Below are 12,444 nucleotides of genomic sequence, written 5' to 3' on the forward strand. Positions count from 1 at the left end.
GAAGCTGACACACCATTCAACCATCACGGCCCCGGCATGATTCCCGCCGGGGCCGCGACGGCGTCGGCCGGGACTAGTCCTCGTCCTTGCCGGGGGTGTTCTTGGCGACCTGCATCAGGAACTCGATGTTGGTCTTGGTCTTCTTGAGCCGGTCGAGCACCAGGTCCAGCGCCTGCTGGTCGTCGAGCGCGGCGAGGACGCGGCGGAGCTTGACCATCACCGCGTGCTCGTCGGGCGACATCAGGAGCTCCTCCTTGCGGGTGCTCGAGTCGCCGACGTCGATGGCCGGGAAGATCCGCTTGTCGGCGATCTTGCGGTCGAGCTTGAGTTCGGCGTTGCCGGTGCCCTTGAACTCCTCGAAGATCACCGTGTCCATCGTGGACCCGGTCTCGACCAGCGCGGTCGCGAAGATCGTCAGTGAGCCGCCGTCCTCGATGTTGCGCGCGGCGCCCAGGAAGCGCTTCGGCGGGTACAGCGCCGTCGAGTCGACGCCGCCGGACAGGATCCGGCCCGACGCCGGCGCGGCCAGGTTGTAGGCGCGCCCGAGCCGGGTGATGTTGTCCAGCAGGACGACGACGTCGTGCCCCATCTCGACCAGGCGCTTGGCCCGCTCGATCGAGAGCTCGGCGACGGCGGTGTGGTCCGCCGGCGGGCGGTCGAAGGTCGAGGCGATGACCTCGCCCTTCACCGACCGCTGCATGTCGGTGACCTCCTCCGGCCGCTCGTCGACCAGGACGACCATGAGGTGGCACTCGGGGTTGTTCGTGGTGATCGCGTTCGCGATGTTCTGCATGATCGTCGTCTTGCCCGCCTTGGGCGGGGAGACGATCAGCGCACGCTGCCCCTTGCCGACCGGCATGATCAGGTCGATCACGCGGGTGGTCAGCTGCGACGGGTCGGTCTCCAGGCGGAGCCGCTCGTTGGGGTAGAGCGGGGTCAGCTTGGTGAACTCGGGCCGGTTGCGCGCGGCCTCCGGGTCCCGCCCGTTGATCGAGTCGACGCGCACCAGCGGGTTGAACTTCTGCCGCTGCTGCTCGCCCTCGCGGGGCTGGCGGACGGCGCCGGTGATGGCGTCGCCGCGGCGCAGGCCGTTCTTGCGGACCATCGACATCGAGACGTAGACGTCGGTCGGGCCGGACAGGTAACCGGTGGTCCGGACGAACGCGTAGTTGTCGAGGATGTCCACGATGCCGGCGACCGGCAGCAGGACGTCGTCGTCGCGGATCTCGGTGTCGACACCGCCGCCACCGGCACCGCCGCGCTCGCGGTCGCGGCCACGGCGGCGGTCGCGGAACCGGCGGCCGCGGCGGCCGCGGCCGTCACCGTCGTCGCCGTCGTCGTCGCGCAGGTCGCGGTCGGCGGCGCGGTCGTTGTTCCGGTCGCCGACACGGTCGTTGGCACGGTCGTTGTTCCGGTCGGCGCGGTCGTTGCCGCGCTCGTTCCGGTCGCCGTTGCCGCCCCGGTCGTTGCGGTTGCCACGACCACCGCGGCCGGAGTCGTCGTCACGGTTGCGGCCGCGGCCGTTGTCGCCGCCCCGGCCGTTCTCGTCGCGCTCGGCCCGGTCGCCGCCGTTGCCGTTGTTCCGGTCGCTGCCGCCCCGGTCGCTGCCGTTGCGGTCGCTGCCGCCCCGGTCGTTGCGGCCGCGGCGGCGGTCGCCGTCGTCGTCGGAGCCCTCGGCGTCGCGACGGGCGTCCTTCTGGCCCGCGTCCTTCGGACCGGCGTCCTTCTGGCCGTTGTCCTCGCCCTGGCCACGGCGGCGGGTACGGCCGCGGCGGCCGGCGCCGTCGTTGTCGTCGCGGCGCTCCTCGGCGGGGGCCTCGGCCGGCTCCGGCGCGGCGGCCGGGGCCGCCTCGGCGACCGGAGACGCGGCGGGGGCCTCGGCGGCGGGCGCCTCGGTCGCGGTGGCGTCCGGCGCACCGGCCGGGCGCGTCGCGGCGCGACGGCGGCGGGCGCGGGGAGCGGGCGCCTCGGCCTGCTCGGCGGCTCCGCCCTGGTCGGCGGGCTGCCCGGCCGGCGTACCGGCGGCCTCCCCGGCCGGCGCGGAGGCGGCCGAGCCGTTGCCCGTGGAGCCCAGCTCGAGCTGCGGGGCGGCGTCGGCGGCACCGTCGGGCGCCGTGTCGGCCTTGGCCTTCGCCTTGCGCGCGGGGGCCGCGGCTCCGCCCTGACGCTCCTTGATGGCCGCGATCAGGTCGCCCTTACGCATGCCGGAGATGTCCGGGACGTTCAGCTCGGTGGCCAGCTGACGCAGCTCGGCCAGCACCATGCCGGACAGGCCGCCGCGTCGGCGGGGCGCCGCCTCGGCCGACGCGGTCCCGGTACCGGCGAGATCGGTCTCGCTCACAGAGTTCCTTCCTGACCGACCCGGTTGTCCTGTCCAGGTCAGGGGATGTCACACGCTCGACCGGTACGGAGACCCCGCACCGGCAGCATTCACAGATGGAGTCCCACGACGACGTCGCGGGAGTCAGGCCGCCCGTTCGGGATTCCGAGTCCAGTCAGAAAGGAGATCGGGCGAGCGGGCCCGGCCGCAAGACTACGCCGATGTCGCGTGGATCGCCATGCAGGGGCGAGCCTAGTCCGAACACCCCGGGGCGGCAACAACCCCCCACCCCCGACGTGCCGGGACACGGGTCGCGTCGCTCACGTCCGGCGGGATCAGAGCACCTCGACCTGCACACCGGTGGTGTCGACCGGCAGCGGCCGGACGGCGAAACCCTCGGTGCCGACGGCGTCGGGCAGCGTCCCGCCCGCGGTCAGCGCGAGCACCGTCGGCCCGGCCCCGGAGACGGCGGCCGGCACGCCGTGCGCGCGCAGGTCCTCCACCAGCCGCAGCGACGCCGGGTAGGCCGGCCTGCGGTACGGCTGGTGCAGGCGGTCCTCGGTGGCGGCCAGCAGCAGGTCCGGGCGCCGGGTCATCGCGAGCACCGCGAGCGCGCACCGGCTGCCGGTGAACGCGGCGTCGGCCAGCGGCACCTGCTCGGGCAGCAGGCCACGGGTCGTCTTGGTGGACGACTCGGCGTCCGGCACGCAGGCGACCGGGTGCACGTCGGGGTGCACCTCGAGCTTCTCGGCGTGGAACCGGCGCGCCGCGCCCTGCGACTCCCACGCCACGACGAACCCGCCGAGCAGGCTGGCCGCCGCGTTGTCGGCGTGGCCCTCCATCCCGGCCGAGAGCTGCAGCAGCACGTCGCGCTCCAGCTCCGGGTCCCGCCCGGCCAGCACCGCGGCGGCGACCACCCCGGCGACGGCGGCGGCCGCCGAGCTGCCCAGCCCGCGCGAGTGCGGGACGGCGTTCACGCAGCGCAGCCGCAGCCCGGCCGGGGACTCCCCGAACGTCTCGAACGCCAGGCGCATCGCCCGCATCACCAGGTGGCGCTCGTCGCGCGGCACGTGCCGGCAGCCCTGCCCGGAGACGTCGACGAACAGCCCGGGCGTCGGGAACGCCTCGACCTCGATCTCGTCGTGCAGCGCCAGCGCCATACCGAGGGAGTCGAAGCCGGGCCCGAGGTTCGCCGTCGATCCGGGGACCCGCACCCGCACCCGCGTCGGACGGCCCATCAGGCCAGCTCGAGGGCCGCCGCGACCGCGCCCGGGTCGATCGGGACGATCTCGGGGTCGGGCGCGGTGAGCAGCGCCGTGTCCGGGTCCTTCAGACCGTGCCCGGTCACCGTGCACACCACGAGCGAGCCGGCGGGCAGCGTGCCGTCGGCACGGCTCTGCAGCAGCCCGGCCACACTGGACGCCGAGGCCGGCTCCACGAACACACCCTCCTGCGCGGAGAGCATCCGGTAGGCGGCGAGGATCTCGTCGTCGGTGACGGCGGCGAAGCGCCCGTCCGACTCGTCGCGCGCGGTCGTCGCGCCCTTCCAGGAGGCGGGGGCACCGATCCGGATGGCGGTGGCGATCGTCTCGGGGTCGCTGACCGGAGCGCCGTGCACCAGCGGCGCGGCGCCGGCGGCCTGGAAGCCGAACATCCGCGGCAGCGCGGAGACGAGGCCGTCGGCGTGGTAGCCGCGGTAGCCGTGCCAGTAGGCGGTGATGTTGCCGGCGTTGCCGACCGGCAGGCAGTGCACGTCGGGGGCGCGGCCGAGCTGGTCGCAGATCTCGTAGGCGGCCGAGGCCTGCCCCGCGATCCGGGTCGGGTTCACCGAGTTGACCAGCGCGATCGCCGGGTAGTCGGCGGTGGTCTTGCGGGCCAGCTCCAGGCAGTCGTCGAAGTTGCCGTCGATCTGCAGGATCCGGGCGCCGTGCGCGACGGCCTGGGCGAGCTTGCCCAGCGCGATCTTGCCGCGGGGCACGAGCACCGCGCAGGTCATGCCGGCGCGGGTGGCGTAGGCCGCCGCGGACGCCGAGGTGTTGCCGGTGGAGGCGCACAGCACGCTGGACTTGCCGTCGGCCAGCGCGGCGGTGACGGCCATCGTCATCCCGCGGTCCTTGAACGAGCCGGTCGGGTTGGCGCCGTCGACCTTCAGGTAGACCTGGCAGCCGGTGCGCTCGGACAGCCGCGGCGCGGGCAGCAGCGGCGTGCCGCCCTCGCCGAGGGTGACCACGGTCCAGCCGGGCTGCACCGGCATCCGGTCGCGGTAGGCCTCGATGACGCCGGGCCACTGGCCGGGCGGCGGGGGCGCGACCGCGCCGGCGACCTGGGTCACCGGGCCGAGGGGACCCGAGGCGGGCCCCCGGACGTTCTGCGCGCTGCCCGTCATGACACTCCCTGCGTCGCTCATTCGCCCATGCCCAGCGCGCCGACCGCGCGTCCCAGGCCCTCCACCCGCAGCACACCCGCGACGCCGAGGACGTGGTCGAGGTCCAGCAGTGCCGACACCGTCGCCGCGAGCGCGGCCTCCGGCGCGGAGTGCGTGACGACGGTCAGCCGGGCCTGGCCGGCGTCGCCGTCGACGGCGCCGTTCACGCCGCCGGTCTGGCGGACCGCGGCGATCGAGACGCGGTGCGCCGCGAACTCGCTCGCGATCGCGGCGAGCACGCCCTCGCGGTCGGCCACCTCGAGGTCGACGTGGTAGCGGGTCGGCACCTCGCCGATCGGGCGGACCGGCAGGCTCGCGTACGCCGACTCGCGCGGGCCGCGGCCGCCGCCGACCCGGTTGCGGGCCACCGCGACGAGGTCGCCGAGCACCGCGGACGCCGTCGGCGCCCCGCCGGCGCCCTGGCCGTAGAACATCAGCTGGCCGGCCGCCTCGGCCTCGACGAACACCGCGTTGAACGCGCCGTCGACGCGGGCCAGGGGGTGGGAGTCGGGGACCATCGCCGGGTAGACCCGCGCCGAGACCGACTCGGCGCCGTCGTCGCCGACGACGCGCTCGCAGATGGCGAGCAGCTTGATCGTGCAGCCCAGGCGGCGGGCGGCGGCGACGTCGGCCGAGCCGACCTCGCGCATCCCCTCGCGGTGCACGTCGGAGGCGGTGATGCGGGTGTGGAACGCCAGCGACGCGAGGATCGCGGCCTTGGAGGCGGCGTCGTAGCCGTCGACGTCGGCGCTGGGGTCGGCCTCGGCGTACCCGAGCCGGGTGGCCTCCTCCAGCGCGTCGGCGTAGGAGGCCCCGCCCTGCGCCATCGCGGACAGAATGAAGTTCGAGGTGCCGTTGACGATGCCGGCGACCCGGGTGATCCGGTCACCCGCCAGCGACTCGCGCAGCGGGCGCAGCAGCGGGATCGCGCCGGCGACCGAGGCCTCGTAGTAGAGGTCGGCGCCCGAGGCGTCGGCGGCCTCGGCGAGCGTCGGGCCGTCCTCGGCGAGCAGCGCCTTGTTCGCCGTCACCACCGACCGGCCGGCCTTCAGCGCGTCGAGCAGCCAGCCGCGGACCGGCTCGATGCCGCCGATCACCTCGACGACGACGTCGACGTCGTCGCGGGCGACCAGCCCGGCGGCGTCGGTGGTCACCAGGTGACCGAAGTTCTCGGTCAGCCACGGGTGCCGGTGCGGGCGTCGCACGGCGACGCCGACCAGCTCCAGCCGCGCGCCCACCCGGGCGGTCAGCTCGTCGGCCTGCTCGGTGATGAGCCGGACGACCTCCGTGCCGACGGTGCCGCAGCCCAGCAGTGCCACCCGGACGGCGCCGGTCTCGCTCGCCACGTGTCCTCCTCGCGTGCGCGCCCCGCAACGGGCGCCGATCATTCCTGGTCAGGCCGGTCCGGAGCGGTCCGGGTGGCCGTTCTCACCCGCGCGGGGTCACACCTCGAACCGGAACTGGTCCTCCAGTGTCTCGCGGCGCAGCAGGGGGCGGTCGGCCCCGTCACGCACCGCGACGACCGCGGGACGCGGCAGCCGGTTGTAACCGGATGCCATCGCATAGCAGTAGGCCCCCGTGGCCGCGACGGCCAGCAGGTCGCCCGGCGCGAGGTCGGCCGGCAGCCAGCAGTCGCGGACCACGATGTCACCCGACTCGCAGTGCTTGCCGACCACCCGCGACAGCACCGGCTCGGCGCCGCCGGGCACCGAGTCGCGCCCGCTGGCGCGTGAGACCAGCCGGACGTCGTACTCGGCATCGTAGAGGGACGTGCGGATGTTGTCGCTCATCCCGCCGTCGACGCTGACGTAGCGCCGCGCGTAGCCGCCGAGCGGCACGTCCTTGACCGTGCCGACCTCGTAGAGGGTGACCGTACCCGGCCCGGCGATGGCCCGGCCCGGCTCGACGGCGATCGCCGGCACGTCCAGCCCGGACGCGGCGCACTCGCGCGTGACGATCGCGCGCAGCTCCTCGGCCAGCGCGGGCATCGACAGCGGCGTGTCGCCGGGCCGGTAGGCGATGCCGATGCCGCCGCCCAGGTCGAGGGTGCGCAGCGCGGCCAGGTTCTCGATGCCGTGCTCGGTGTGCAGGTCGGCGAGCACCTTCACGACGCGGCGCGCGGCCGCCTCGAAGCCCTCGGTCTCGAAGATCTGGCTGCCGATGTGGGAGTGCAGCCCGACCAGCTCCAGGTGGCGGGCGGCCAGCACCCGCCGCGCCGCCTCCAGCGCCGCGGAGTCCTTGCCGCCGGCACCGGCGGCGCTGATGGAGAACCCGAACTTCTGGTCCTCGTGGGCGGTCGCGATGTACTCGTGGGTGTGCGCCTCGACGCCGACGGTGAGCCGGATCAGGACCGGGGCGATGACCCCGTGCCCGGCGGCGACGGCGTCGAGGCGGGCGATCTCGTCGAAGGAGTCGACGACGATCCCGCCGACCCCCGCGGCCACCGCGGCGTCGAGCTCGGCGACGGACTTGTTGTTGCCGTGCAGCGCGATCCGCTCCGGCGGGAACTCCGCGCGCAGCGCGACGGCCAGCTCGCCGCCGGAGCACACGTCCAGCGACAGGCCCTCCTGCGCGACCCAGCGGGCGACCTCGGTGCAGAGGAACGCCTTGGCCGCGTAGTGCACGGCCTCCGCGCCGAACGAGGCGGCGAACTCGGCGCAGCGGCCGCGGAAGTCGTCCTCGTCGAGCACGAACAGCGGGGTGCCGTAGCGGGCGGCGAGGTCGCGGACGTCGACGCCGGCGACCTGCAGCGCCCCGTCGGCGCGGCGGGCGGCGTGCCGCGGCCAGACGGCCGGGGCGAGCTCGTCGAGCGCGGCGGGGGTCTCGGGGCGGGGTCCGGCCGACTCGGGCGCGGGCGTGATGCCCGCGTGCAGCGGACCTGCGGGGTGGGCCCTCATGTCACATCCGTTCCGGGGCCTCGACGCCGAGCAGCGACAGGCCGTTCGCGAGCACCGTGCGGGCGGCGACGCAGAGCGCCAGCCGGGCCCGGTGCAGGTCGGAGACCTCCTCGTCGCCCTGGGGCAGGACGCGGCAGGAGTCGTAGAACTTGTGGTACGCCCCGGCGAGGGACTCCAGGTAGCGGGCGATCCGGTGCGGCTCGCGCAGCTCCGCGGCGGTGCGCACGACGTCGCCGAACTCGCCCAGGGTGCGGATCAGGTCGCCCTCGCGGGGGTGCTCCAGCAGCCCGTAGTCGCTGCCGGGGGTGACGCCGAGGTCGGCGGCGTTGCGGGCCAGCGAGGACAGCCGGGCGTGCGCGTACTGGACGTAGAACACCGGGTTCTCGCTGGTCCGGCTGGCCAGCAGGTCCAGGTCGATGTCCAGGCTCGAGTCCACCGAGGAGCGCACCAGCGAGTACCGGGCGGCGTCGACACCGACGGCACCGACCAGGTCGTCCATCGTCACGACGGTGCCGGCGCGCTTGCTCATCCGCACCGGCGTCCCGTCCTTGACCAGGTTGACCAGCTGCCCGATCAGGACCTCGACGACGGCCGGGTCGTCGCCGAACGCGGCCGCCGCGGCCTTCAGCCGGGCGACGTAGCCGTGGTGGTCGGCGCCGAGCATGTAGATGCACAGGTCGAAGCCGCGGGCGCGCTTGTCGCGCAGGTAGGCGATGTCGCCGGCGATGTAGGCGGGGCGACCGTCGGACTTGATGACGACGCGGTCCTTGTCGTCGCCGTGGTCGGTGGAGCGCAGCCACCACGCACCGTCGGCCTCGTAGAGCGAGCCGTTCTCCTTCAGCGCGGCGACCGAGGCCTCCACCGCGCCCGAGTCGTGCAGCGACTGCTCGTGGAACCACACGTCGAACTCGACGCGGAACTCCCCCAGCTTCTGCGCGATCTCGTCGAACATGAAGCCGACGCCGACCCGGCGGAACACCTCGTCCCGCTCGGTGCCGGGCAGCTGCAGGGCACCGGGCTCGGCCGCGACGACGCGCTGGGCGATCTCGGCGATGTAGTCGCCGCCGTAGCCGTTCTCCGGGGCGGGCTCGCCCTGCGCGGCCGCGACCAGGGAGTCGACGAACCGGTCGATCTGGGCGCCGGCGTCGTTAAAGTAGTACTCGCGGGTGACCTTGGCGCCGCGCGCGGACAGCACCCGGCCCAGCGCGTCGCCGACGGCGGCCCAGCGCGTGCCGCCCAGGTGCAGCGGGCCGGTCGGGTTGGCGGAGACGAACTCCAGGTTGACGTTGCGCCCGGCCAGCTCGTCGCCGGTGCCGTAGCCCGCGCCGGCGGCCAGGACCTCGCCGACGATCGCGCCCTGCGCGTCCGCGGCCAGGCGCAGGTTGATGAACCCGGGGCCGGCGATCTCGGCGCTCGCGATCCCGTCGCGGGCGGCGAGCTCCTCGGACAGCCAGGTCGCGAGCTCGCGCGGGTTCACGCCGGCCTTCTTGGCGGTGCGCAGCGCGACGTTGGTGGCGTAGTCGCCGTGCTCGGGGTTGCGGGGCCGCTCGACGCCCGCGTCGGCGGGCAGCGCGGAGACGTCGAGGCCGCGTCGGGTCAGCACGTCCCGCGCGACGTCACGGACCAGGTCGGCGAGCACGTCGGGATTCACCATCCGGATTCTACGGAGGGACACCCGGCACCCTCATGCAGGTATCCACAGCCCGACCGGCGACGATGCGGGGCGTGACGCCCCCTTCCACCGACCGGAGTACCCGGGCCGCCGTCGTGTCCGGAGCGACGGCGCTGCTGCTCGGCGCGGCCTTCGTCGCGGTGTCGGTCGCCTACAACCGCGGGAGCCTGGTCCCGCCGCTCGACGACGTCTACATCCACCTGCAGTACGCCCGCCGGCTCGGCGACGGCGAGCCGCTGCGCTACCAGCCCGGCGCCGAGATCACGACGGGTGCGTCGAGCCTGCTGTGGATGGCGCTGCTCGGCGCGGCGCACGCGGTCGGGTTCGACGGCCGGTGGCTGCTCGCCGTCGCCGTGGCGGGCGGGGTGGCCGGGGTCGCCTGCGCCGCGGTGTGCACCTCGCTGGCCGCGACCCGGCTCGGCGGGCGGGCCGCGGGGTGGTGGGCCGGGATGCTGACGGCGCTGTCCGGGCCGCTGCTGTGGGGCGGGGCCAGCGGGATGGAGGTGGGGCTGCTCGCGGCGCTGCTGAGCGGCACCCTGCTGAGCTACCTGCGCGAACGCCCGCGCTTCCGGTGGACGCCGGTGGTCGCGGCGGCGCTGGCGCTGACCCGGCCCGAGGGGTTCCTGCTCGCCGCCGCGTTCAGCGCCGCGATGCTGTGGACGCAGCTGCGCACCGCTCCCGCCGCGTCGCCCGGTACCGCCGGGGACCCCGCCCCGGCCGGGGACCCCGCCGACCCGCCCCCCGGTGTGCTCCCAGGGGAACCCTCGTTGCCACCTAGGCCCCGAGGGTTCCCCTGGGGGCGCCCGGAGGGGCCCCGCGCGTGGGCGGCGCTCGCCCTCGCGCTGCTGCCGGTGGGGGCGTTCGCGGCGCAGCTGCTGCTCTACCGGGTGCTCACCGGCACCTCCCAGGCCAGCGGCGTGCTCGCCAAGTCGTGGCTGCACACCGGGTTCCTGCGCCAGCCGCTGGAGATCGCCGACCACGTGCAGCGCAACGTCGTCGCGATGCTCGCGTCGCTCGCCGGGCTCTCCGGCCAGGACGTGCTGCCGCCGCTCGCGCTCGTCGGCGCCGTCCTCGGGGTCGCCGCGCTGGCCGCGCGCCGCGAGCGCACCCTCGCCGTCGTGCTCGGCGGCGGGTTCGTGCTGGTGCTGCTCGCCGTCGCGACCCTGACGACGGCGATGTGGCAGGACCTGCGCTACCTGCAGCCGTTCCTGCCGCTGCTGGTGCTGCTGGTCGTGCTCGGCGCCGGGCTCGTCGCCCGCCGCGCGGTGCGGCACGGGCTGCTGGCGGTGGTGCTGCTGTTCACCGTCGTCGCGACGCCGGCGTGGGCGCTGCGCCTGGGCCAGCAGGCGTCGGCGATGCGCGAGGGCCCGGTCAGCGTGGCGCAGTGGATCGCGGGCAACGTCCCGCCCGGCGACGTCGTGGCGGTCAACGACGTCGGCGCCGCCGCCTGGTTCGGCGGGCACCCCACCGTCGACCTCGTCGGGCTGACGACGAACGGGATGGCGCAGCCGTCCCTGAACGGCCCCGGCACGCTGTACGCGGCGCTGCGCGGACTCGGACCGGACCGCAGGCCGCAGTGGTTCGCGATCTTCGACCGGTGGGGCGGGGTGCCGGTGGCCGACCTGGGCCGGGCCGGGCTGCTCGGCGCCGAGCCCGTCATCACCTTCCAGCTCGCCGGACCCGCCCGGCCGGTCTCGCCGTCGGCGCCGCAGACCTGCCAGATCGACCGCACCTGCGACCGGGTGAGCATCTGGCGTGCGGACTGGACGCTCGCCGACGCCCCGGACGCCCCCGACGCGCCGGTCCCGGGCCGGGTCGTCGACCACCTCGACGTCGGCGACACCGTCGACGAGGCCGCGCACGGCTGGACGACCGACCCGCCGGTGCTGGGTGTGCAGCCGGACTCGGTGCTCGACCGGGCCCTCGTCGCCCCCGGCCGGACCGTCGCCGACGGCGGGCGCCGGGTCCTCGGCGGGGAGACGTTCACCCTGAGCGGCACCGTCCCCGGCCGGCCGGTGACGCTGACCGGCCGGGTCGGCGCCGGCCCGGCGCTGCCCGGCGAGCGGACCCGCGTCGTCGCCGTCGACGTCGACGGGCGCCCCGCCGGGGAGTGGACGCTGCCGGACGCCCAGCCGTGGGCGCAGGTGTCGTTCACCGTGCCGGGCGCGCTCGTCACCGGCGACGCCGTGACCGTCACGACCCGACCGGTCGCGCCGCTGCTCGCGCCGTACCCGGACTACCGCTCCTACGGGTGGTGGGCGAGCCGGTGAGGGCCCCTTCCTAGACTCGGGCGAACCCGCCCGCCGACCACGAACAGGACATCCCATGGCCAGCGGCAAGTCCGGTAGGAAGCGACCGCCGACGGTGAGCGCGGTCAGCCAGCGTCAGTTCCCCTGGGGCATGGTCGCGGCGATCACGGTGCTGGTGCTGCTCGCGGGGGCGTTCATCGTCTACCCGCTGGTGCAGCGCAGCCAGAACCAGCAGTGGGTGCCCTCGGAGTCCAACCCGAACCCGGCGCTCGCGATCCCCGGCATCGTCAGCCAGGAGTACCCGGGGCTGCAGCACGTGCTCGGCTTCCAGACCGTCGCCTACACCCACAGCCCGCCCTTCGGCGGCGCGCACGACGGGTTCTGGGCCGCCTGCAACGGCGTGGTCTACCCGAACCCGGTGCGTTCGGAGAACCTGGTGCACTCCCTGGAGCACGGCGCCGTCTGGATCGCCTACGACCCCGACCGCCTCGACCAGGCCGGCCGGGACGCGCTGGCCCGCCGGGTCGAGGGCCAGCCGTACACGGTCATGTCGCCCTACCCGGGTCTCGACGCCCCGATCTCGCTGCAGTCCTGGGGCAACCAGCTGAAGGTCCCGACCGCCGACGACGAGCGCATCGACCAGTTCATCCGCGCGCTGCGGACCAACCGTTTCACCCATCCCGAGGTCGGCGCGTCCTGCGACGCGCTCGGCGCCCAGGGCTTCGACCAGGACGCCCCGCCGCCGTTCGCACCGATCCCGCCGCAGACCGCGGTCGACCGCCAGACCGTCTTCCCGGAGAACGAGGGCGCGAACCTGGGCGCCCCGGCGCCCGACGCCGTCCCCGGTCAGCAGGCCCCCGCGCCGTCCCCGGGGCAGTGAC

Annotated in this window: 8 protein-coding genes; 2 read left to right on the forward strand and 6 right to left on the reverse strand. The window is 75.0% G+C overall.

Features of this window, described 5'->3' with window-relative positions; genetic code table 11:
- Positions 1-73: 73 nt before the first annotated feature.
- The 6 genes from rho to argS form a co-directional block, all read right to left on the reverse strand.
- Complete coding sequence (gene rho / locus WJX68_RS23215; protein WP_422785760.1) at positions 74-2,341, reverse strand: transcription termination factor Rho; 2,268 nt, start codon at positions 2,339-2,341, stop codon at positions 74-76.
- Between the two features lie 314 nt (positions 2,342-2,655).
- Positions 2,656-3,558 (reverse strand): homoserine kinase, encoded by a 903-nt coding sequence (thrB, locus tag WJX68_RS23220; protein ID WP_340294677.1) that lies wholly within the window; start codon positions 3,556-3,558, stop codon positions 2,656-2,658.
- Complete coding sequence (gene thrC / locus WJX68_RS23225; protein WP_340294750.1) at positions 3,558-4,574, reverse strand: threonine synthase; 1,017 nt, start codon at positions 4,572-4,574, stop codon at positions 3,558-3,560. The genes thrB and thrC overlap by 1 nt, the downstream gene beginning before the upstream one ends.
- Positions 4,575-4,723: 149 nt before the next feature.
- Positions 4,724-6,091 (reverse strand): homoserine dehydrogenase, encoded by a 1,368-nt coding sequence (locus WJX68_RS23230; RefSeq protein WP_340294680.1) that lies wholly within the window; start codon positions 6,089-6,091, stop codon positions 4,724-4,726.
- A gap of 96 nt (positions 6,092-6,187) precedes the next feature.
- The gene (gene lysA / locus WJX68_RS23235; RefSeq protein ID WP_340294682.1) at positions 6,188-7,642 is read right to left on the reverse strand and encodes a diaminopimelate decarboxylase; all 1,455 of its coding nucleotides are present in this window, start codon (positions 7,640-7,642) and stop codon (positions 6,188-6,190) included.
- A 1-nt stretch (position 7,643) separates the two neighbouring features.
- Entirely contained in the window at positions 7,644-9,293 is a 1,650-nt protein-coding gene (gene argS, locus WJX68_RS23240) for an arginine--tRNA ligase (protein WP_340294752.1), read from the reverse strand.
- 74 nt (positions 9,294-9,367) lie between these two features.
- Here argS and WJX68_RS23245 point away from each other — a divergent pair, with 74 nt between their 5' ends.
- Together WJX68_RS23245 and WJX68_RS23250 are read left to right on the forward strand one after the other, a co-directional pair.
- Complete coding sequence (locus tag WJX68_RS23245) at positions 9,368-11,584, forward strand: hypothetical protein (protein ID WP_340294685.1); 2,217 nt, start codon at positions 9,368-9,370, stop codon at positions 11,582-11,584.
- A gap of 94 nt (positions 11,585-11,678) precedes the next feature.
- Positions 11,679-12,443: a DUF3105 domain-containing protein gene (locus WJX68_RS23250; protein ID WP_340294687.1), complete on the forward strand. Its 765-nt coding sequence runs from the start codon at positions 11,679-11,681 to the stop codon at positions 12,441-12,443.
- Position 12,444 lies beyond the last annotated feature (1 nt).

This window comes from Pseudonocardia spirodelae (genome assembly GCF_037727765.1).
In the GTDB taxonomy this organism is placed as follows: Bacteria; Actinomycetota; Actinomycetes; order Mycobacteriales; family Pseudonocardiaceae; genus Pseudonocardia; species Pseudonocardia spirodelae.

Coding starts and splice junctions, on each gene's coding strand:
- thrB (WP_340294677.1), bottom strand. CDS start 3,558: ATGGGCCGTCCGACGCGGGTGCGGGTGCGGGTCCCCGGATCGACGGCG.
- thrC (WP_340294750.1), bottom strand. CDS start 4,574: ATGCCGGTGCAGCCCGGCTGGACCGTGGTCACCCTCGGCGAGGGCGGC.
- lysA (WP_340294682.1), bottom strand. CDS start 7,642: ATGAGGGCCCACCCCGCAGGTCCGCTGCACGCGGGCATCACGCCCGCG.